The organism is Confluentibacter flavum (assembly GCF_002843175.1).
GTDB lineage: Bacteria > Bacteroidota > Bacteroidia > Flavobacteriales > Flavobacteriaceae > Confluentibacter > Confluentibacter flavum.
Map to the genome: position 1 here is coordinate 35347 of NZ_PJEO01000011.1, position 22034 is coordinate 57380.

The 22034-nt window shown below is 33.0% G+C and carries 20 protein-coding genes; 12 read left to right on the forward strand and 8 right to left on the reverse strand.

Going from position 1 to position 22034, the window contains the following annotated elements; genetic code table 11:
* The first annotated feature begins 50 nt into the window (after window positions 1-50).
* Both CSW08_RS01920 and CSW08_RS01925 read left to right on the forward strand, forming a co-directional pair.
* A complete protein-coding gene (locus tag CSW08_RS01920; RefSeq protein ID WP_106658226.1) occupies window positions 51-1619 on the forward strand; it encodes a hypothetical protein in 1569 nt (522 codons plus the stop codon).
* Between the two features lie 93 nt (window positions 1620-1712).
* Complete coding sequence (locus CSW08_RS01925) at window positions 1713-4046, forward strand: ATP-dependent helicase (protein ID WP_106658227.1); 2334 nt, start codon at window positions 1713-1715, stop codon at window positions 4044-4046.
* A 20-nt stretch (window positions 4047-4066) separates the two neighbouring features.
* On the opposite strand, the gene CSW08_RS01930 is transcribed toward CSW08_RS01925, so the two are convergent.
* Window positions 4067-4921, reverse strand: a complete 855-nt coding sequence (locus tag CSW08_RS01930) for an alpha/beta hydrolase (RefSeq protein ID WP_106658228.1) — start codon at window positions 4919-4921, stop codon at window positions 4067-4069.
* Between the two features lie 47 nt (window positions 4922-4968).
* On the opposite strand from CSW08_RS01930, the gene CSW08_RS01935 reads away from it, so the two are divergent.
* Complete coding sequence (locus CSW08_RS01935; protein WP_106658229.1) at window positions 4969-5589, forward strand: L-threonylcarbamoyladenylate synthase; 621 nt, start codon at window positions 4969-4971, stop codon at window positions 5587-5589.
* Window positions 5590-5856: 267 nt separating this feature from the next.
* Here CSW08_RS01935 and CSW08_RS01940 read toward each other — a convergent pair whose 3' ends face one another.
* The 3 genes from CSW08_RS01940 to CSW08_RS01950 form a co-directional block, all read right to left on the reverse strand.
* Window positions 5857-6693, reverse strand: a complete 837-nt coding sequence (locus CSW08_RS01940) for an OmpA/MotB family protein (protein ID WP_106658230.1) — start codon at window positions 6691-6693, stop codon at window positions 5857-5859.
* Window positions 6694-6788: 95 nt separating this feature from the next.
* On the reverse strand, window positions 6789-7778 hold the full coding sequence (locus tag CSW08_RS01945; protein WP_106658231.1) for a glycosyltransferase family 2 protein: 990 nt from the start codon (window positions 7776-7778) through the stop codon (window positions 6789-6791).
* 34 nt (window positions 7779-7812) lie between these two features.
* Window positions 7813-8256 (reverse strand): type I restriction enzyme HsdR N-terminal domain-containing protein, encoded by a 444-nt coding sequence (locus CSW08_RS01950; RefSeq protein WP_106658325.1) that lies wholly within the window; start codon window positions 8254-8256, stop codon window positions 7813-7815.
* 105 nt (window positions 8257-8361) lie between these two features.
* Between CSW08_RS01950 and holA the strand changes: the two genes are divergently transcribed.
* Window positions 8362-9366 carry a DNA polymerase III subunit delta gene (gene holA / locus CSW08_RS01955; RefSeq protein ID WP_106658232.1) on the forward strand — a complete coding sequence of 335 codons (1005 nt, stop codon included), beginning with the start codon at window positions 8362-8364 and terminating at the stop codon, window positions 9364-9366.
* Window positions 9367-9399: 33 nt separating this feature from the next.
* Window positions 9400-10275, forward strand: coding sequence for an SMP-30/gluconolactonase/LRE family protein (locus tag CSW08_RS01960; protein WP_106658233.1), 876 nt, complete (start codon window positions 9400-9402; stop codon window positions 10273-10275).
* Here the strand turns inward: CSW08_RS01960 and CSW08_RS01965 are convergent.
* The gene (locus CSW08_RS01965; RefSeq protein WP_106658234.1) at window positions 10266-11759 is read right to left on the reverse strand and encodes a YfcC family protein; all 1494 of its coding nucleotides are present in this window, start codon (window positions 11757-11759) and stop codon (window positions 10266-10268) included. The genes CSW08_RS01960 and CSW08_RS01965 overlap by 10 nt on opposite strands.
* A gap of 65 nt (window positions 11760-11824) precedes the next feature.
* Between CSW08_RS01965 and ung the strand changes: the two genes are divergently transcribed.
* The 7 genes from ung to CSW08_RS02000 all read left to right on the forward strand — a co-directional run bounded on the left by ung (window position 11825) and on the right by CSW08_RS02000 (window position 18577).
* A complete protein-coding gene (gene ung / locus CSW08_RS01970) occupies window positions 11825-12490 on the forward strand; it encodes a uracil-DNA glycosylase (RefSeq protein WP_106658235.1) in 666 nt (221 codons plus the stop codon).
* Between the two features lie 432 nt (window positions 12491-12922).
* The gene (locus CSW08_RS01975) at window positions 12923-13762 is read left to right on the forward strand and encodes a 1,4-dihydroxy-2-naphthoyl-CoA synthase (protein WP_106658236.1); all 840 of its coding nucleotides are present in this window, start codon (window positions 12923-12925) and stop codon (window positions 13760-13762) included.
* Window positions 13763-14665 (forward strand): 1,4-dihydroxy-2-naphthoate octaprenyltransferase, encoded by a 903-nt coding sequence (gene menA / locus CSW08_RS01980; protein WP_203226834.1) that lies wholly within the window; start codon window positions 13763-13765, stop codon window positions 14663-14665.
* A gap of 148 nt (window positions 14666-14813) precedes the next feature.
* Complete coding sequence (locus tag CSW08_RS01985; protein ID WP_106658237.1) at window positions 14814-15491, forward strand: metal-dependent hydrolase; 678 nt, start codon at window positions 14814-14816, stop codon at window positions 15489-15491.
* The gene (locus CSW08_RS01990; protein WP_106658238.1) at window positions 15492-16529 is read left to right on the forward strand and encodes an o-succinylbenzoate synthase; all 1038 of its coding nucleotides are present in this window, start codon (window positions 15492-15494) and stop codon (window positions 16527-16529) included.
* 4 nt (window positions 16530-16533) lie between these two features.
* The gene (locus tag CSW08_RS01995; protein ID WP_106658327.1) at window positions 16534-17517 is read left to right on the forward strand and encodes a CPBP family intramembrane glutamic endopeptidase; all 984 of its coding nucleotides are present in this window, start codon (window positions 16534-16536) and stop codon (window positions 17515-17517) included.
* Window positions 17492-18577 carry an AMP-binding protein gene (locus CSW08_RS02000; protein WP_317044917.1) on the forward strand — a complete coding sequence of 362 codons (1086 nt, stop codon included), beginning with the start codon at window positions 17492-17494 and terminating at the stop codon, window positions 18575-18577. The genes CSW08_RS01995 and CSW08_RS02000 overlap by 26 nt, the downstream gene beginning before the upstream one ends.
* On the opposite strand, the gene CSW08_RS02005 is transcribed toward CSW08_RS02000, so the two are convergent.
* From CSW08_RS02005 to CSW08_RS02015, 3 genes are all read right to left on the reverse strand, one after another.
* Window positions 18572-19042: a hypothetical protein gene (locus CSW08_RS02005; protein ID WP_106658239.1), complete on the reverse strand. Its 471-nt coding sequence runs from the start codon at window positions 19040-19042 to the stop codon at window positions 18572-18574. The two genes, CSW08_RS02000 and CSW08_RS02005, sit on opposite strands and share 6 nt — an antisense overlap.
* Before the next feature lie 28 nt (window positions 19043-19070).
* A complete protein-coding gene (locus CSW08_RS02010) occupies window positions 19071-19451 on the reverse strand; it encodes a DoxX family protein (RefSeq protein ID WP_106658240.1) in 381 nt (126 codons plus the stop codon).
* Window positions 19452-19527: 76 nt separating this feature from the next.
* Window positions 19528-21939, reverse strand: coding sequence for an alpha-ketoacid dehydrogenase subunit alpha/beta (locus tag CSW08_RS02015; RefSeq protein ID WP_106658241.1), 2412 nt, complete (start codon window positions 21937-21939; stop codon window positions 19528-19530).
* Between the last annotated feature and the right edge of the window lie 95 nt (window positions 21940-22034).

A 22034-nucleotide genomic window follows, 5' to 3' on the forward strand; every position in this document is an offset into this window, starting at 1 on the left:
AGATATTTAAAATATGTTGTTATAAAGTATTGAAAGTCTATCTTTATGTCATGGACAAGAGGTTGAAAAAAGGATATATCATAGGCTTATTTGTGTTCGTTTTGCTCATTATAAGCGCTTTAACAGTAAATTTTATTATTAAAAACAAAATTAAAGAGGGTATAAACAATTTTTCTGAAACTATTAAAATTGAATATCAAGACATCCATGTTAATTCCTTAACAGGAAGTGTAGGATTAATAGATCCAAAAATTTTGGTTTACGGAAATACAACCAACAATATTAATGTTCAGATTGAATTAAAAGAGTTGTCCATTAATAATTTAAGTTACTGGGATTATTTCTTTAATGATATAATTAATGTAGATAATATTTCTTTAAATCAACCTAAAATAATCTATCATTATAATAGTTTGGTAAACTTAAAATCTTCAAATTCATATAAGGATTCTTTTAAAAAAACTATTGAAATTGGAACTATTGAAATGTTCAATGGTTATTTGGAGGTGTTTAATGTTGCCAATGATTCGTTGATATTGAAGTCTGAAGCAATTAATGGTAGGGTAAACACTGTTGCCATAAAAGAATCAAGCCTTAAACATAAAACACCTGTTACTTATCAGGATTATCGTTTAACCTACAATAATTTTTTTTGTAAGCTTAATGACTTTGAAAACTTATTCATAAAACATGCTAATTTTAACACAGATTTTTTTAATATTAAACACGTATCCATAAAAACCAAGTATTCTAAAGAGGCATTATCAAAACAGATTTCTGTGGAACGTGATTATTTTGATTTAACCATAGATTCTATATTGGTTAAAAATCATGATTTTGGGATAAAAAATGATTCTTTATTATATTTCAGAAGCAATCAAGTGGACTTTTATCAGCCTAAATTTGACATCTATCGAGATAAATTAGTTGCAGACGATTTAAGTTATAAACCACTGTATAGTAAATTGTTAAGAGGTTTGAACTTTGATATGACTTTGGATAAATTTTTTTTAAATAATGCATCTTTGGTTTATACCGAAAAAATTAAGGAGGAGACTGTAGGCGGAAGGCTTGAGTTTTCAAATTTAAATGCTGAAATTATTAATTTAAGTAATACATATAAGCAAGGTGAAACTAAAACCTCAGCCCATATTGATGCTATTTTCATGCAAAATACACCTTTAAATATCGACTGGAATTTTGATGTCATGGATGATAATGATGAATTTGTATTTAAAGCAGACATAGGGACATTGGATGCTAATCATATGAATCAATTTATGGAGCCTAATCTTAATGTAAGATTAAATGGAGAAATCAATAAAAACTATTTTACTATTAACGGGAACGATCATACGTCACGCATAGATTTAAAATTGCAATATGATAATTTTGATATCGTGATTTTAAAGAAAGATGGTAAAGAGAAAAATAAATTGTTGTCAGGACTAATCAATCTATTTGTTTCAAAAGACAGTAAGAATAAATCTAGTGAATTTAGACATGGTCAGGGAACGGACATAGAAAGGGATAAAACAAAATCGGTATTTAATAATTTGTGGCTCAACATAAAAGCAGGATTATTAAACGCGATGACAGGTGATGGTAAGAAAAACTGAACTTATTAAAAGTTAATTGTTTATAATTATTGATTATAAAAACCAGCTAAAAGCCTAACAATGGTTAATTTCACACCTCAATTACAATAAGTTTTGGAAAAGTATTTAAGTCAGTTAAACGAAGCACAATTAGAGCCTACTTTACAAAAAGATGGGCCCATGATTATTATTGCCGGTGCAGGTTCTGGCAAAACACGTGTACTTACATTTAGAATTGCTTATTTGATGAGTCAGGGTGTTGATTCTTTCAATATTTTGGCTTTAACATTTACCAACAAAGCCGCAAAAGAAATGAAAGAGCGAATTGCTACTATTGTTGGAAGTAGTGAAGCTAAAAACTTATGGATGGGGACATTCCACTCTGTTTTTGCTAAAATTTTACGTAGCGAAGCAGATAAATTAGGCTATCCAAGTAATTTCACGATTTACGATACACAAGATTCAGACCGATTGATTGCTTCTATTATCAAGGAAATGAATCTCGATAAAGATATTTATAAATACAAGCAAATTCGTTCTAGAATATCATCTTACAAAAACAGTTTAATTACGGTTCGCGCTTATTTTCAAAATCCAGAATTAATTGAAGCCGATACCATGGCTAGACGACCACGTTTAGGGGACATTTATAAAGAATATGTAAACAGATGTTTTAAGGCTGGCGCCATGGATTTTGATGATTTGTTATTGAAAACCAATGAATTATTGACGCGTTTTCCTGATGTATTGATGAAATACCAAAACAGGTTTAAATATATTTTGGTAGATGAGTATCAAGATACCAACCATTCGCAATACTTAATTGTGAGAGCACTCTCCGATAGATTTCAGAATATTTGTGTTGTAGGTGATGATGCCCAAAGTATATATGCGTTTCGTGGCGCCAACATCAATAATATTTTGAATTTTCAAAAGGATTACGATGATGTGAAGGTCTTTCGATTGGAGCAAAATTACCGTTCTACAAAAAACATCGTTAATGCAGCAAATTCCATCATTGAAAAAAACCAAACCAAACTCGATAAAGTCGTTTGGACTGCCAATGATGAGGGTTCAAAAATTAAAGTGCATCGATCTTTAACAGATGGTGACGAAGGGCGGTATGTAGCGAGCACTATTTTTGAAGAAAAAATGAACCATCAATTGAAAAACAGTGATTTTGCCATTTTGTACAGAACCAATTCGCAATCGCGAGCGATTGAAGAAGCGTTGCGTAAACGGGATATTCCTTATCGAATTTATGGAGGCACATCTTTTTATCAGAGAAAGGAAATTAAAGATGTATTATCCTATTTGAGATTGATAGTAAATCCAGCTGACGAGGAAGCTTTAGTGCGAATCATCAATTTTCCAGCTCGTGGCATTGGTCAGACCACCATCGATAGGCTAGTTGTAGCGGCTAATGGTTATAATCGAAGTATTTTTGAGGTTTTAAAGAATATCAATAAAGTAGACATTAATATAAATTCTGGAACAAAAAATAAGCTTCAGGATTTTGTGACGCTTATTGAGAGTTACCAAGTATTGAATCAAACAGCTAATGTGTTTGAGTTGGCAGAGTATGTTACCAGAACCAGTGGTTTAATAAATGAATTGAAAAAAGATGGTACACCCGAAGGCGTTACCAGAATGGAGAATATTGAAGAGCTTTTAAATGGTATGAAGGATTTTGTGGAAGGTCAGAAAGAAGTGGCTGATACCACAGGATCTTTAGCGGAATTTTTAGAAGATGTAGCCTTGGCAACCGATTTAGATGCTGATAAAGGCGATACCAATCATGTGGCATTGATGACCATCCATTTGGCTAAAGGATTGGAATTCCCGAATGTGTTTATTGTTGGATTGGAAGAAGATTTATTTCCTAGTGCCATGAGCATGAATACACGAAGCGAACTGGAAGAGGAACGGAGATTATTTTACGTAGCCTTAACACGGGCCGAAAAACAAGCCTATTTAACCTATGCTTTATCAAGATACCGTTGGGGTAAATTAATTGATTCTGAACCTAGCCGTTTTATAGAGGAAATAGACGAGGAATATGTAGAAATTTTAACGCCACCTGAAGAACTTAGATTTAACCCTATGCTGAGCGCTGATATTTTTGGAGACGTTGAGCCTAACAGAATCCGATTTAAACCAGCGAAACAAGTTGAGTTTAATAAAGGAAAAATTTCAAAAGAAGAGCCTACAAAATTTCAAGGAAGTTCGCCAAAAAATCTAAAACCAGTCGGACAAACAAATGGTAACGTTAATTTATTCGACAGTAAATTAGTAGTTGGCAATTTAGTTAAGCACATTCGTTTTGGTACGGGAGAAGTTCTTAAAATAGAAGGGGCAGGCGCAGATATAAAAGCTGAAATTAATTTTCAGCATGGAGGCGTAAAAAAATTATTATTGCGTTTTGCTAAATTAGAAGTCGTTGGATAATTCTCAAAATATTTGATTGCTTAAAGATGTGTTTGCATAAAAGATTTAAGTTTTAACCAAGTGTCTAATAGTTCTAAACCTTCCCAACCATGACCTTCGTTGGGATACAAAGTGAATTCATGCGTAACACCTAGGTTTTGAAGTTTATCCCTTAAATCCGTTCCTTGGGTAATAGGAATTAAAGGATCTTGTCCACCATAAAATAAAATGGTTGGTGGTGCCGTAGCAGACACTTGGTGATACGGACTTACTTCTTCTAAGAAAGATAGCTCTGTATTTACGCCAAATGAGTTTAATGCCTCCTGTAAAACAGGATCGGTATTGTTTAAGTATGCAGGGTCTGTCAAATTGGTTGGCCCTACAATACTGCAAACCATTTTTATGTTTTTAAAATCATCAAAAGCATAACTCCATAAAAGCGATAAATGTCCTCCCGCGCTAATCCCTATAAATCCGAAATCTTCAGATATAGTGTATTTAGCTTTGTTTTCTTTTAAGTAATTTACAATGGAGCTAATATCCTCAATTTGCATAGGGTAAGCACTGTTGTTTGTATTTGCTAATCGATAATTAACATTAACAATTGCTAGATTAGTGAAATCTTGTTGAATAATATCTTTAATGGCATCCATATCGCTTTTATCACCAGAAGTCCAACCTCCGCCATGGACCAAAATTATTATTTTAGTGGTTGATGTTCGGTTGGCGGGTAAGTATAAATCAAAACGTTGATTCTCATTATTACCATAAGAAACATCAAGTTCTTGATAGTATTTGGAGGGATCTAATGGGACATCAGTCAATATATCTTCATCCGCTTTGTTTGAACAACTATATATAACAAATAATAAGAAAATATACTTTAGGTGCTTCATAATAAAAATAATATTTACTTTGTAAACGCTAAAGCAAGATACATATTATGGCAGAGTTTATTAGAATATACGAAGAAAACCCAAATCCGAAAGAGATTGAAAGGGTAGTGGCTATTCTAAAAAGAGGTGGTTTAATTATTTATCCTACAGATACGGTATATGGTTTGGGATGTGATATTACCAATTTAAAAGCGTTGGAACGTATAGCAAGAATTAAGAACGTAAAACTTGAAAAGGCGAATTTTTCTTTTGTTTGTCATGATTTAAGTCACTTAAGTGATTATGTAAAACAAATTAATAGTTCAACCTTTAAGATTTTAAAACGAGCCCTTCCGGGGCCTTATACATTCATTCTTCCTGGCTCAAACACCTTGCCTAATCCTTTTAAAAAAAAGAAAACAGTTGGTATTAGGGTGCCTAAAAATAATATAGCCATTGAAATTGTAAAACTCTTGGGAAATCCTATTATTTCAACATCAATTCGTGATGAAGATGAGGTTTTGGAATATACAACAGACCCAGAGCTTATTTTAGAAAAATGGGATGACTTGGTCGATTTGGTAATTGATGGTGGTTATGGCGACAATCAGGCGTCTACTGTAATAGATTTATCTGAAGACGAACCTATTGTTGTTAGGGAAGGTAAAGGGAGTTTGGAGATATTTTAGTTTGTTAGCTGTTGGTTCTTGGTTCATGGAGCATGGTTCCTGTTAAGAGAATAAAAATTGCAACAATTCTATAGTTTATATTATAAATAGAGCAATTTAGGTAGTTGTTTGGGATAGGGATAGGAGTGAAAAGCCCACAGAGAGGAACGAGTAAAGACTTGTAACGCATAGCCAGGCCTTTAGGTAACGTCATCTACTGAAACAAGTTCAGCATAAAAAAAAGCCCAACCTTTCAGTTGAGCTTTCTTATATGATTTTAAATTCTAATTAGTTTTGAGCAGAAAGATTTTTCATTTCTTTTTCAACCATATCATAGAATTGGTCAATTTTTGGTAATACTACAATACGTGTACGTCTATTTGTAGCTCTGTTTTCAGCAGTATCATTATCAACCAAAGGAACATAATCAGCACGACCAGCGGCAATAAGTTGTTTTGGGTTTACACCAAGACCTTGTAAAACTCTTATAATAGATGTTGAACGTTTTACACTTAAATCCCAGTTATCCAATAACACACCACTTTGGTAAGGTACACTGTCTGTATGACCTTCAACCATACATTCGAAATCAGGTTTGCTATTTACAACTTTAGCAACTTTAGCTAAAACTTCTTTAGCTCTTGTAGTTACGTTATAGCTACCACTTTGGAATAATAATTTATCAGCAATAGAAATAAATACAACACCTTTTTCAACATTGATCTCAATATCTGGATCGTTGATTCCTACTTCACGTTTTAAGCTAGTCACTATAGCAAGCGTGATGCTGTCTTTTTGATTTAAAGCATCTTGTAAACGTGTGATTTTCAAATCTTTTTCTTTTATGCTTTCAAGCGTTTTTTCAATATTGCTAGCACCTTTAGATGATAAAACCGTTAAGTTGTCATTGGCTTTACGCAAATCTGCAACTTGTTCTTCAAGTGCTGTTGCTCTTGCAGTTGATGTTGCTCTTTCTTCTAAGCAAGAATTTAATTTTACTGTTGCAGAATTAAGCAAATCTTGAGTTTCTTTTTGTTTTGCCTGTAAGTCTGTGAATTGTTTTTTTGACACACAAGAACTTAATAGTAGTATTGTAGCCAAGCTAAATAATAAAACTTTTTTCATAATTATTGATAAGGATTAATTTCTAAAAATATTATACACAAAAATATGGAAAATTCGATATAATTTAACACTTTAACAAAACTTTTATTAAAAAACTATAAACATTTATAGGTTGTTTTTTTATTTAGGAAATAATCAATTACAATGGATGTTTTGCTAAAATATTTTATTTTATTTTTTTGGAGTTTTCGTTGTTTTAAATAGTAAGGTAAGTACCTGTAAAAACTAACATGCGATTTTAAAATGGCTAAGGAATGACTGGGTTTTAATTCGAATAAAAATTTAACGCTTGCAACTCCATCTAAAGTTAGACGAAAAAACATCACAGGAAACAAAGGCCCTTTTGCATTTTTGATTAAGGTGAATAAACTATTTCTAAAATTCAAATACGTTTTTTTAGAATTTGATTTTGACAGCGTAGCACCACCCAAATGATACACTTTAGACTGATATACATATTTAATGTTATAACCTGAATTTTTAGCTCTCCAACACAAGTCTATTTCTTCTATGTGTGCAAAAAAGTGCTCGTCAAAACCATTTAGTTTTTTAAATACCTCGCTTCTTACAAAAAAACAAGCTCCAGAAGCCCAAAATATATCTGCAATATCATCATATTGTCCAATATCTTGTTCTAAAGTATTAAATAGCCTGCCTCGGCAATACGGGAAGCCATATTTATCAATAAATCCGCCAGCCGCACCAGCATATTCAAAATAATCTTTGTTTTTGTAATCTAAAATTTTAGGCTGGATGATGGCTGTATTAGATTCGTTTTCAAATACATTAATAATTGGTGTTATCCAGTTTTTAGTGACTTCAACATCGCTATTCAACAGACAAAACACATCGGCTTCAATGTGTTTTAAAGCGTCATTATAACCTTTGGCAAAGCCACCATTTATGCTATTTTTTATGATTTTTATACTTGGGTAGTTAGAACTTACAAAAACAATGGAATCATCTGTTGAAGCATTATCAACCACGTAAATCGTTGCGTCATTCGAATGTTCAACAACCGAAGGCAAAAACTGTTCTAATAGTTTTTTTCCGTTCCAATTTAATATAACGACAGCTATTTTCATTTATGTTCCGAATTCACGAATATTATAGTTTACATTACCTATAATCAGGTATATCTCTTAAAAAATTATAACGTTCGTTTTGATAATCCATTTGGCAATAATAATGATTTAATCCGTTGGTAACCATCAAATATGTAGCATTTAAAGTCAGGTTATATTTTGCAATTTGATCGAATGTTACTTGATTAATGGGAATATTTGGTGCTTTGCATTCAATGATGATTAAAATACTGCCATCTGTATTAAAAACGACTATGTCGTAACGCTTACTTAAATTGTTGATTTTTAATTCCTTTTCAACATTAATTAAAGATATAGGGTAATTTTTTTCATTAATTAAATAATGAACGCAATGTTGCCTTACCCATTCTTCGGGTTGTAAAACCACAAACTTTTTACGTATCACGTCGAAAATAGAAATTTTATTTTCGCTATTTTTGAATCGAAACGAAAACTTTGGAAAGTTGAGTTGTTGCAAAACGGTGTTTAATATTTTTCCAAAGTTAATCTTCAATAATCAAATACCAAATTCGTGACTTGTTTTTTGGGATTTAAAATTTATAATTTTTGAAATTTCTCAGTTTTGGAAGAAGTAAAACAATTAGTAACCGATATTAAAAATGGTATTATTAAACCTATTTATTTTTTAATGGGTGAAGAGCCTTATTATATTGATAGGATTTCAGAGTTCATCGAAAAGAATGTTTTAAGCGACGAAGAAAAAGGTTTTAACCAAATGGTTTTGTATGGTAGGGATGTTACCATTGAAGATATTGTTAGCAATGCCAAGCGTTACCCCATGATGGCAGAACGCCAAGTCATTATTGTTAAGGAGGCACAAGATTTATCCAGAACCATTGAGAATTTGGCTGGTTATGCTGCACATCCGCAACCCACAACGGTTTTAGTTGTTAACTATAAATACAAAAAAATTGATAAGCGTAAAGCCCTATATAAAGCAGTTAATAAAATCGGTGTTATTTATGAAAGTAAAAAACTATATGAAAATCAGGTAGCCGATTGGATTCGACGGGTTTTAGCTTCTAAGAATTATACCATATCTCCAAAAGCGGCACAAATGCTTGTGGAATTTTTGGGAACCGATTTAAGTAAAATAAATAACGAACTGGATAAACTTCAAATCATTTTACCTAAGGGAAGTAATATCACACCCGAGGCTATTGAAGAAAATATTGGTATCAGTAAAGACTACAATAATTTTGAATTACAAAAAGCCATTGGCGAAAGAGATGTTCTAAAAGCACATAAAATTGTCCATTATTTTGCCGAGAATCCAAAAGATAACCCCATGGTTGTTACGGTTTCTTTATTGTTTAATTTCTTTTCGCAATTGCTTCATTTTCATGGTTTAAACGATAAATCCCCTAGAACTATCGCTTCTGCCTTAAAAATAAATCCGTATTTCGTTAATGATTATATTACTGCTGCACGCAACTATCCTATGAAAAAAGTAAGCGGTATTGTTTCAACCTTACGCGAGTTTGATGTAAAAAGCAAAGGCGTTGGCTCAAATGCTGTTCCGCAAGGCGATTTACTTAAAGAACTATTGGTGAAAATAGTATCTTAGCCTTTCGAATAATCACATTTTTAATTTTACTCCATGAAAAAAAATATCCCATTAGCGGTAATTCTAGTTATTATGCTTATGACGTTTCATATAAGCTATTCACAAACAAAGAAAACTGAAATAACATTGACTAAACTTTGGGAAACGGATACGATATTAAAAACAGCCGAAGCTGTGAGATATCATCCAGGAAAAGATATCATTTATGTATCAAATATTGGAGGATTACCGCCCAATAAAAAAGATGGTGATGGCTATATTTCCCTGCTCAGTAAAAATGGAAAAATTGTTAAACATGATTGGGTTACAGGAATCCATGCGCCAAAAGGGCTCAACTTTTTTAATGGTAAATTATTTGTTGGTGATATAGACACTGTTGTTGAGATAGATGTTGAGACCGGTAAAATAGAAAATAAACACCCTATAACCAATGCTGTTTTTATCAATGATTTGGATATAGATACCAATGGCGATATTTATGTAACGGACTCTCAGGACGAAAAAATTTTTAAGCTTGTAAATGACGAATCTTCGTTGTGGCTTGATTTAAAAGGATTTTATCCTAATGGTATTTTAGTTGAAGACAACAGAATACTTATATTATCTTCCAGTAAAGGAGAATTAATTACGATAGATAAAATAACAAAAGAAAAAACAGTATTGGCATCGGGCGTAAGAGGAGGCGATGGCATTGTACCAATCAATGAAGGTTATATACTTTCGGCTTTTCAGGGTGAAATATATTTTGCTGATAAAAACATGCTAAATACCCCTGCAATAAAATTGTTGGACACTAGGGCAAATAAATTGAATGCTGCCGATATGTCTTTCATTCCAAAAGAAAATATATTGTTGGTTCCTACTTTTTATGGAAATACAGTGGTTGCTTATAAGTTGGATTACAAATAAATCGAAGCTGTTAACATAACCATTGTAAACACGGTTAAAATAATTACTAACGGTATTATGAATTTCAACCATTTATCATACCCAACTTTTACAATAGCTAAGGACGCCAATATTAATCCCGTCGGACTTATAAAAGCAAACAGTCCCATGCCGTATTGATAAGCATTTACAATGGCTTCTCTACCAATACCAACACCGTCCGCCAACGGAGACATAATAGGCATGGTTAAAACGGCCATTCCTGAGGACGATGGAATAAAAAAGGATAGTCCACCATAAATATAAAGCATGGCATTTATGAAAATTCCTTTGTTCATACCGTTTGTAGCATTGCTCGCATAATATAGTAGCGTATCACTAATTTGACCATCCACCATTAATATAGTGACGCCTCGTGCGATTCCAATAATCAAAGCGACTCCCAATAGTTCGCTGGCACCTTTTACAAAGGTTTCTACGAATGTATATTCATCAATTTTAGCTATAAAACCTATAATTATGACCCCGACAAAAAAGACAGTTGTCATTTCAAGAAACCACCACTCCAATTGTGAGACGCCATAAATCATAACAAAAAAGCACATGATGAAGGTAAATAAGATGAGTCTTAATCGGTTGTTTAATGGTATTGTTGAATGTGTAGAATTTCCAAAATGTTTTTCAATCTCCTCTTTCTGACTAAAAATAATAGATTTTGAAGGATATTTTTTAACACGTTGTGCGTAGCGAAGAATGTATAATATACAAATAAGAGTTCCTAAAACTAACATGATTATTCTGCCAGTTAATCCAACCGTCCAATTAATACCCGCGGCATCAGATGCTATAATGGAACTGAATGGATTTGTTGTGGAAAAGGTGGTTCCTATTGATGACCCAACATAAATGCACGCAAGTGGTACCATCGCATCATATTTTGCAGCTAAAAATATAGGAATCAAAATAGGGTAAAATGCAATGGTTTCTTCAGCAAGACCAAAAGTGGTTCCTCCAACAGCTATCAATATTGTAACAAAAATGATGAGTAAATATTCCTTTCCCTTTAATACGCTTGCTAACCATGCTATTCCAGATTCAAAAGCCCCAGTAATGTTCATAATGCCTATGAGTCCGCCAATGAACAAGACAAGAAAAATAATATCCGCCGCTTCAATAATCCCTTTAATAGGGGATTTTATAAATGCAACAATGCCTTGGGGTGTATCATCTACTTTATGATAGGTGTTTGGGATGCTAATTGGTTTCCAAATATCACCACTTGTGAATTTTTCTATTGGGATTTTAATGTCTAGCGTATCTAATGTTTCTTGGGAAGCTTCTAAAGTTTCTATTTTATTTAAGCTTGTTCGAGTAAATGTGTTTTCATTTTTATTATAAGCCAAAGAATCAAATTTTCCAGAAGGAATAAACCATGTAAGGATAGCCACAAGACCAGCGATAATAAAGAGTATGGTTTGTGCAGTTGGGAATTTTATTTTTTTCAATCTCTAATAAGTTTTAATATGATTAAAGATAGTATTATTTTTATTTCGATTATTAAATTAATAAAATGAATGTAGACATACACGACAGTTGGAAACCATATTTACAAGACGAATTTGAGAAACCATATTTTAAAGATTTAGTGAATTTTGTTAAGAATGAGTACGTTAATAATCAATGTTTTCCTCCTGGAAAGCAAATATTCAACGCATTCAATTGTTGTCCGTTTGAAAATATTAAAGTTGTTATTATTGGACAAGATCCGTATCATGGTTATGGGCAAGCACACGGTCTTTGTTTTTCTGTAAATGATGGTGTTAGTCATCCGCCATCGCTCATCAACATTTTTAAGGAAATCGAACAAGATTTAGGTATTCCTTATCCAAAAAGTGGCAATTTAATGCGTTGGGCGGAGCAAGGAGTGTTATTGTTGAATGCTACATTAACTGTAAGGGCTAATCAAGCTGGAAGTCATCAAAACAAAGGATGGGAAACTTTTACGGATACTATTATAGAAATAATTAATGATAAAAAGGAAGAGGTAATATTTTTGTTATGGGGGGGTTACGCTAAACAAAAAACCAAATATATTGAGGATACTAAGCATAAAATTTTAGTGTCAGGACACCCTTCTCCATTAAGTGCCAATAGAGGATACTGGTTTGGAAACAAACATTTTAGCAAGACTAACTTCCTGTTGGAGCAAGTCTTTCAGGCACCGATTCAATGGTAAGACTTGTATTTAAAACCACAGTTTTCTTAATATCTTGTTTTTGTTTTGTGATTTTATTACAACTAAATTTTAGTAATAATAAATTAATGAGAACCAATACTGAGAGGGATACTGTAATTGTAAATAACATAGGCATTGGGGTTAAATGTTCGACAAAATACAACTATTATAGATAAAAAACAAATTTTCAACAAAAATAAGCTATATTATACTACAAACAAATACTTATTTGTAAGTATTTTTATTTTTTTACATAATCAAAAAATTTAACTTAATTTTTAGTGTTTTAAGTGTTTTTAATGAGTAAAATCAAGAATCTGGTTATTTTATGTTAATTTTTTAAAAATTATGTTTTTCCATTTCGGTTTGTAATAATTTTTTCAAATTTGCATTGAAAACAAAATATAGTTTATTTTTGAACAAACTAATAAAATGAAGCAAGTCAACTGGAAAACCGTTAAAGAATATGAAGACATCACATATAAAAAATGTAATGGTGTTGCCCGTATAGCATTTAACAGGCCAAATGTGCGTAATGCTTTTAGACCAAAAACCACTAGCGAATTGTATGAAGCATTTTATGATGCTGGTGAAGATATAAACATAGGTGTTGTTTTATTATCCGCAGAGGGTCCTTCCACTAAAGATGGTATTTGGAGCTTTTGTTCAGGAGGCGATCAAAAGGCCAGGGGTCATCAAGGTTATGTGGGAGAAGATGGCTATCATCGATTAAATATTCTAGAAGTTCAACGTTTAATTCGCTTCATGCCCAAGGTTGTTATAGCTGTAGTGCCTGGTTGGGCTGTTGGCGGCGGACATAGCTTACATGTGGTTTGCGATTTAACGTTAGCTAGTAAAGAACATGCTATTTTTAAACAAACAGATGCCGATGTCACTAGTTTTGATGGAGGTTATGGTTCTGCCTATCTCGCTAAAATGGTTGGGCAAAAAAAAGCTAGGGAAATATTCTTTTTAGGAAGAAATTATTCGGCTCAAGACGCTTTTGATATGGGCATGGTAAATGCCGTTATATCCCATGATGACCTCGAAGCTACAGCATATCAATGGGCTGAGGAAATATTAGCAAAATCACCAACATCTATTAAAATGCTTAAGTTTGCCATGAACCTTACAGATGATGGCATGGTTGGCCAACAAGTATTTGCAGGCGAAGCTACTCGTTTGGCTTATATGACCGATGAAGCAAAGGAAGGGCGAAATGCTTTTTTAGAAAAGCGCAAGCCTAACTTTGAAAAAAAATGGATTCCTTAAATGAAAAATATTAAGCTGTGGATTTCTAGTATGCGTCTTAGAACGCTTCCTTTATCTATTTCAGGCATTATTTTAGCATCTTTTTTAGCAGAATACAATGGTTTTTTTGAATGGGATATATTTATTTTTGCCATTTTAACAACCATAAGTTTTCAAATATTATCAAATCTTGCAAATGATTATGGAGATGGTGTTAAGGGAACGGATAATAACGACAGAATAGGTCCTGAACGCGCCATACAAAGTGGCAGTATTTCTCCGGATAGTATGTTCAGTGCCATAAAAATTTCTATATTAATTTCAATAGTACTAGCCTTTATGCTTATTTTTTTGGCATTTGGGGTAAAGCATTTTTTATTAACCGTCATTTTCTTTTTATTGGGCATAGCTTCAATAGTGGCTGCAATTCGTTATACGGTGGGCAGTAATGCTTATGGATATAATGGATTAGGAGATGTATTTGTGTTTCTTTTTTTCGGATTGGTTAGTGTTATTGGTTGCTATGTGTTGTATGCTAAACAAATTGACCATGTGGTATTTTTGCCCGCTTGCGTTATTGGGCTGTTAAGCGTGGCTGTTTTAAATCTTAATAATATGCGCGATATCATTTCTGATGAAAAGTCTAGTAAAATCACTTTAGCGGTTAGACTAGGCGCCAAAAATGCCAAAATATATCATTTAACGTTGATCGCTTTCGCTATTTTATTATCAATACTTTTTGGAATATTATATTATACGTCTATTTATAATTTAATTTTTATAGTAGCTTACATACCATTAATAAAACACTTCATTAAAGTATATAAAAATGAAGATTCTCAGGTTTTGGATGGTGAATTAAAAAAATTGGCTCTTACCACATTTCTTTTGGCAATCCTTATGGGAATAGGGCATTTGTTATAGTTTTTTTGTATTTTTCTTTTTTTAAATTTTATTTTTTAAATAATGAAACACCCATATGAATTGTATTCACACACATAAGGATTATTATTCAGGGCGTTCCTTCCGATAGCTATCGGGATGACCAAATTAAAACAATTAATATAAATAGATGAAAATAACATTTTATGGACACGCTAGTTTAGGCATTGAAGTAAGTGATGTAACGATTCTAGTAGATCCTTTCATAACAGGAAATCCTAAGGCATCACATATAAATATAGATGAGTTAGAAGCCGATTATATTTTTTTAACCCATGCCCATCAAGATCATATTTTAGATGTAGAAAACATTGCCAAACGAACAGGTGCGATAGTAGTATCTAATTTTGAAATTGTTACCCATTTTGAAAAACTAGGTATTGAAGGACATCCCATGAATCATGGCGGTCAATGGGATTTCGAGTTTGGTAATGTAAAATACGTCAATGCCATACATTCATCATCTTTCCCGGATGGCACGTATGGTGGTCAACCCGGAGGTTTTGTCATTGAAGGTGAGCATAAAAACATATATATCGCTGGCGATACGGCCTTAACCTTTGATATGAAACTCATTGCACTACAAACTAAGTTGGATCTAGCCATTTTATCAATAGGAGACAACTTTACAATGGGAATACATGATGCCATCATAGCAAGTGATTTTGTACAATGTGATAAAGTTTTAGGCTGCCATTTTGATACGTTTGGATATATTGAAATTAATCATGACGAGGCAAAGCAAATGTTTTTTGAAAAAGGAAAAGACTTGATGCTTTTGGAGATTGGCGAAAGTATTGAGTTATAAATGATAACAGCATCCTCTAAAAAGTATATTTTAAATTTTAAACAACCTAGTGGAACATCTCGAGGGATTTTAAAAACCAAGGAAACCTGGTTTATAATACTTCAAGAAGGCATAAAACAAGGCATTGGTGAATGTGGTGTTTTTAGAGGCTTATCAATTGATGACAGACCAGATTACGAAGCTAAATTAGAGTGGACTTGTCATAATATCCATTTAGGTTTAGATGCTCTTTTAAATGAATTAATAGCATATCCAAGCATTCAATTTGGTTTAGAAACAGCTTTTAAATCATTATTTTCAGAAGATAGATTTGAAATATTTCCTTCAGAATTTACAAAAAGTAACGATTGTATTCCAATAAATGGTTTGATTTGGATGGGTTCTGAAGCCTTCATGAAACAGCAAATTAAAGAAAAAATAGACGCAGGATTCCGGTGTATAAAAATGAAGATTGGTGCTATCGATTTTCAAACGGAAATCAATCTTTTAAAAGCCTTAAGAAAAGAGTTTACTTCAAAAGAAATTGAATTACGCGTGGATGCCAACGGTGCTTTTTCATGTTTCGAGGCATTGGAAAAATTAAAAATACTATCAGAATTCGATTTACATTCCATAGAACAACCCATAGAACAAGGTCAGATTGAACATATGACACTTTTATGCCAACAAACGCCCTTACCCATTGCCCTAGATGAAGAATTAATTGGAATATTTGATGTAACACAAAAGAACATGCTGCTACAAACCATAAAACCTCAATACATCATTTTAAAGCCCAGTTTGGTTGGTGGTTTTAAAGGTTGCGACGCATGGATTGATATAGCGGATAAAAAAAATATAGGCTGGTGGATAACCAGTGCCCTTGAAAGTAACGTTGGGCTAAATGCCATTGCCCAATATACTTATATGAAACAGAATATTATGCCACAAGGACTTGGAACGGGCAGTTTATTTACAAATAATTTTGATTCACCCCTTGTGGTTAAAAATGGTACATTGCACTACGATAACTCAAAAAAATGGACATTTAATTTATAAGAATATGTATATAGAACAAGCGTTTAAGGTGTTGCATGAATGGTGGCGTTATTTCATTGGTCTTTTTATTGTGATATTAGCCGTTATTGCAGGTCAAATTCCATTTGCGGCAGCTGTTTTCATGAAATCATATGAAACGGGAGAAGATTTGCAAGGCTTAGACAATTCAACAGTAATGTCATTATTAGAGCCAAATTTAAATCTTTTTCTAATGCTTTTGTCATTTGCTGTAGGTTTGGTGGCATTGCTTTTTGTTGCTAAATTTTTGCATAAGCAAACGGTTGTACAATTAACAACAGCTAGATCTAAAATTGACTGGAAACGCTTTTGGTTTTCGTTTTTTTTGTGGGGAATTATATCAAGTGGTTTTATATGGTTCGATTACTTTATGTCACCAGAGGATTATGTATTGAATTTTAAATTAGTGCCTTTTATAATTCTTTTGTTAATAGTGGTCATTTTTATTCCATTGCAAACCAGTTTTGAAGAATATTTATTCAGGGGGTATTTAATGCAGGGCATAGGACTGGTTGCTAAGAACAGATGGGTCCCTTTATTAGTAACATCATTGGCTTTTGGACTATTGCATATTGCCAACCCCGAAGTTGATAAATTGGGATACAGTATCATGATTTTCTATATAGGTACTGGCTTATTTTTGGGAATTATGACGTTGATGGATGATGGTATGGAGCTTTCTCTTGGGTTTCATGCGGCAAATAATTTTTTTGCGGCTCTTTTAGTGAGTGCCGATTGGACAGCCTTACAAACGCATTCTGTTTTAAAGGACATCTCAGAACCGTCCAAAGACATGTTAACCGAAATGGTTTTGCCTGTTTTCCTTGTTTTTCCTATCTTACTTTTAATAATGTCAAAAAAATATGGTTGGAAAAATTGGAAAGATAAATTATTTGGAAGTATTTTAGAGCCTGAAAGAGAAACCATAAAAAGTATAGGAAATAATGATGAAAATACCACCAACCTTTGATAAAGTACATTTAAAATTTAAACTTAATTCTGGCAATTACCAGTATGATGATTTATATGATGTAGCCTATAGCTTTATTAAAGAAGGGGAACATTACGAAGAAGTTTTCGGTCATTTTTTAATGGACTGGCTCGATAAAAGAGATTATATAATTATTAAAACGTCGGGTTCTACTGGTAAACCCAAAACTATTGAAGTAAAAAAGCAAGCTATGGTAAACTCTGCTATTGCTACTGGTGATTTTTTTAATTTACAACCAGGAAACAAAGCATTACATTGTTTACCATCAAATTACATTTCCGGTAAAATGATGTTGATCAGGGCTATGATTTTAGGTTTGGAGTTAGATATCGTTAATCCAACGTCCGAGCCCGTATTTTTAAAAAACAAAAAATACGATTTTTGTGCCATGACACCCATGCAATTGCGAAACACCCTTGATAGGACCCATAATATAGAAACCATAATTGTAGGTGGCTCAAAGGTTACCAATTCTTTAAAAGAAGCCATAGCCAACCATCCTGCCAAAATTTTTGAAACTTATGGCATGACGGAGACAGTAAGTCATTTTGCTTTAAAACAATTAAATAATTTTACAGAAGAGCAGCGCAATAAGCAACAGCATTTTAAATTATTGCCAGGTATATCCATCTCTCAAGATGAAAGGAAGTGCTTAGTGGTTGAGGTTCCCTATATTTCGAAGGACAAAATAGTCACCAATGATGTTGTTGAAATACATTCTAAAACTGAATTTGAATGGATAGGACGTTATGACAATGTGGTAAATACAGGTGGTGTTAAAGTATTTCCAGAACAAATAGAAAACAAGCTTGCCGGAATTATAGACAAGCGATATATTATAGCTTCTGAGCCAGATGACCTTTTGGGCGAAAAATTGATTTTAGTAGTAGAAGATAAAACCAATCAATTAGATCCTTCGGTTTTTGATAGTCTTGAAAAATTTGAAAGACCAAAGGTTATTTACAATTTGGAAAAATTCAGCGAAACAGGTTTTGGTAAAATTCAGCGTAATAAAACATTGGCGATGTTACATCTATAATGTTTCTATAGCTAAATTATAATCGTACTGTAAATCTTCATGTAATGAAGCGACAATCTTTTTAATGAGAAGTATTTGGCGCTTATATATGTTTTCCAGTTGTAAGCTATTCTTGATGCTGGGTTTAAAGTCTTTCATCTTCTCACAGAAATAAAGCAATAATTCTACTTCGGTTTCTTTTTTTGGGGAATACCGAATATACTTTTTGGTTTGTGTTAGAATCTTTCTAATGCTTTTTCTTATGTAGAAGTAACTATTTTTATTTATGGCGTCAAATCCTTCATCCATAGACTTTTTTATACTTTCAATATAAGCATCTTCATCAGCTGATTGAAATAAAAGATAGGAGAGAAGTTCTTTATTTTCTTTTTTGAATCTTGATAAGCGAAGACAAATTTCTTGTAATTCATCAGAAGAAAGATGATTTAATTCTTGCTTAATATCTTTCAGAGGAATGGCTTTCATTTATAACATTTATATCCATGTTATGGAATTATTTTTTAGTGCCATCTATGGAATATTTTCCAGCACCAGCTAGAAAAATGGCAACAAAACAGATAATAAATAGTAACGCCTTTTCTTTTGTTCCAATATCATCATTGGCATGCACTATAAAAGCAGCAACAGCCATAGTAATTATAGAAGGAATCGTGGCGATTTTTGTTTTGAATCCAATGATTATAAATATTGGAGCAACCACTTCACCTATTAAAGCGAATATTAATGATAAGGTTTCACCAACACCAATAGGGTCTGCAAATTTAATTGGACTAGCAAAAAGCATGTTTATTTTAGGGATTCCATGCGTAAGCATTAATCCACCTGCTCCTAGGCGGAGTATTAATAAAGCTAAATCGGGAAAATTCTTTTTCATAGAATTGTGGGGTTAATAATCATAAAAATACACAAAAACTTATTATTGATTTGTAGAAAACATAATTAGTGGTATGCTATCTTAATTTTGGGAAATTTTCAGGGTTCGATTCATGCATCACTTGATAAACAGCTTCAAAAATATCTTCGGCCGAAGGCTTAGAGAAATAATCACCATCATCTCCAAAGGCAGGTCTATGCGCTTTGGCTGTCAATGTTTTTGGTTGGCTATCTAAATATTGATAGGCATTTTGGTTGTTTAAAATTTCATTTAATATATAGGCAGATGCTCCTCCCGGTACATCTTCATCTATCACCATGACTCTATTTGTTTTGGCAATGCTTTTTACTATATCGTGATGGATATCAAAAGGAATCAAAGATTGTACGTCGATAACTTCGGCATCTATGCCAATAGATAATAAATCTTTGGCGGTTTGTTCTACAATTCGGAGGGTAGAACCATAAGACACCAATGTAATATCATGACCTTCTTTAATTGTTTCAACTACACCAATAGGTGTCTTGAAATTGCCTAAGTTGGTCGGTTTGCTTTCTTTAAGCCTGTAACCATTCAAGCATTCCACTACCAAAGCAGGATCATCACTTTGTAATAATGTATTATAAAAACCAGCAGCTTTAGTCATGTTTCTTGGCACTAGAACATAAAGTCCTCTTATTAAATTTAAAATGCCACCCATTTGAGAACCAGAATGCCATATACCTTCCAGTCTATGTCCTCGAGTTCTTATAATTAATGGCGCTTTTTGGCGCCCTTTAGTCCTGTAATGAAGAGAGGCTAAATCGTCGCTAATAATTTGTAAAGCATACAACACATAATCTAAATACTGGATTTCGGCAATGGGTCGGAGCCCTCTTAAGGCTAATCCAATACCTTGACCTATAATGGTTGCTTCTCTAATTCCAGTATCTGTAACACGATGTTCGCCATATTTTTCTTGTAACCCTTCTAAACCTTGATTAACATCACCTATTTTTCCAGTGTCTTCTCCAAATATCAATACTTCTGGATATTTTTTTAATAGCGCATCAAAATTATCCCTAATAATAATTCTGGCATCAACCTGTTCGGACTCATTATTATAAGTTGGCTTTATTTCAGTTACATGTAAAGCCGATCTGTTAGTTTCACAATATAAATGTGAACTGAATTTAGGTTGTGCAAAATCAAAATAATTATTGATCCATGAGTTGAGCTGTTGTTTTTCAACAGTATTTTCTCTAATGGTATATCGCAAAGCCTTTCTGGCATTAGACAGTAAATCTTTTCTAGTAGGCTCGTTAATGGAAACTAATGAGTCTTTTATTTTTGATATGAATATGCCATTGGCACTAGTAGCAGCGACATTTTTAAGTAGCGATATAAGCTCTTGTTGTTCTTTTTGCACGGGTCTTAAAAAAACTTCCCAAGCATTTTTTCTACATTCCTTTACGTCTCTTCTTATGATTCTTTCAATACTAGTAAGGGTCTCGTTGGTTGCAATGCCACTATCAATAATCCATTCACGCATTTTTTTATTGCAATCGAATTCCGCTTCCCATGCCAATCTATTTCTGTCTTTATAGCGTTCATGAGATCCAGATGTAGAATGGCCTTGTGGCTGTGTTAATTCTTGCACATGAATCAAAACAGGAACATGTTCGTTTCTAGCTATCACAGAAGCTTCTTGAAATGTTTCAATACAATTGGCATAATCCCAGCCTTTTACTCGTAATATCTCAAAACCCTTATTTTTTTTATCACGCTGAAAACCTTTTAGTATTTCGGAAATATTTTCTTTGGTAGTTTGATATTTGGCATGAACAGAAATACCATACTCATCATCCCAAACACTTATCACCATCGGTACTTGTAAAACGCCAGCGGCATTTATGGTTTCAAAAAACAAGCCTTCACTGGTACTTGCATTTCCTATGGTTCCCCAAGCGACTTCGTTGCCGTTTACAGAAAAATTGGCGGGATTGATATCTTTTAGTTCTTTATATATTTTTGAAGCTTGTGCTAAACCAAGTAAACGTGGCATTTGTGCAGCAGTAGGTGAAATATCGCCACTAGAATTATATTGTTTGGTTAGGTCTTTCCAATTTCCATTTTCATCAATGCTATGGGTTACAAAATGACCTCCCATTTGACGTCCGCCAGACATAGGTTCTAGCTCTAAATTGGTATTGGCATATAAACCAGCAAAAAGTTGATCCACAGTTAATGCACCAATCGCCATCATAAAGGTTTGATCCCGATAATAACCAGAACGCCAATCTCCTTTTTTAAAGGCTTTTGCCATTGCTAATTGAGGAACTTCTTTACCGTCACCAAAAATACCGAATTTAGCTTTACCCGTTAATACTTCCCTTCTTCCAAGTAAGCTGCATTCCCTACTGGTTACGGCTATTTTGTAATCATTTAAAACCTCTGTTTTAAAATCTTCAAATGAAATATTACTTTTTAAATCTGGAACAGTATCCATACAGGTAGAGTTTCGCTTCTGCGAATTTAACTAATTTTTATGGCACTAACAATTCTATAATCTTACTTTAGTGTTGATTCTTTAAAAAAAATCAG

Coding starts and splice junctions, on each gene's coding strand:
- CSW08_RS01920 (WP_106658226.1), top strand. CDS start 51: ATGGACAAGAGGTTGAAAAAAGGATATATCATAGGCTTATTTGTGTTC.
- CSW08_RS01930 (WP_106658228.1), bottom strand. CDS start 4,921: ATGAAGCACCTAAAGTATATTTTCTTATTATTTGTTATATATAGTTGT.
- CSW08_RS01935 (WP_106658229.1), top strand. CDS start 4,969: ATGGCAGAGTTTATTAGAATATACGAAGAAAACCCAAATCCGAAAGAG.
- CSW08_RS01940 (WP_106658230.1), bottom strand. CDS start 6,693: ATGAAAAAAGTTTTATTATTTAGCTTGGCTACAATACTACTATTAAGT.
- CSW08_RS01945 (WP_106658231.1), bottom strand. CDS start 7,778: ATGAAAATAGCTGTCGTTATATTAAATTGGAACGGAAAAAAACTATTA.
- CSW08_RS01960 (WP_106658233.1), top strand. CDS start 9,400: ATGAAAAAAAATATCCCATTAGCGGTAATTCTAGTTATTATGCTTATG.
- ung (WP_106658235.1), top strand. CDS start 11,825: ATGAATGTAGACATACACGACAGTTGGAAACCATATTTACAAGACGAA.
- CSW08_RS01975 (WP_106658236.1), top strand. CDS start 12,923: ATGAAGCAAGTCAACTGGAAAACCGTTAAAGAATATGAAGACATCACA.
- menA (WP_203226834.1), top strand. CDS start 13,763: ATGAAAAATATTAAGCTGTGGATTTCTAGTATGCGTCTTAGAACGCTT.
- CSW08_RS01985 (WP_106658237.1), top strand. CDS start 14,814: ATGAAAATAACATTTTATGGACACGCTAGTTTAGGCATTGAAGTAAGT.
- CSW08_RS01990 (WP_106658238.1), top strand. CDS start 15,492: ATGATAACAGCATCCTCTAAAAAGTATATTTTAAATTTTAAACAACCT.
- CSW08_RS01995 (WP_106658327.1), top strand. CDS start 16,534: ATGTATATAGAACAAGCGTTTAAGGTGTTGCATGAATGGTGGCGTTAT.
- CSW08_RS02000 (WP_317044917.1), top strand. CDS start 17,492: ATGATGAAAATACCACCAACCTTTGATAAAGTACATTTAAAATTTAAA.
- CSW08_RS02005 (WP_106658239.1), bottom strand. CDS start 19,042: ATGAAAGCCATTCCTCTGAAAGATATTAAGCAAGAATTAAATCATCTT.
- CSW08_RS02010 (WP_106658240.1), bottom strand. CDS start 19,451: ATGAAAAAGAATTTTCCCGATTTAGCTTTATTAATACTCCGCCTAGGA.
- CSW08_RS02015 (WP_106658241.1), bottom strand. CDS start 21,939: ATGGATACTGTTCCAGATTTAAAAAGTAATATTTCATTTGAAGATTTT.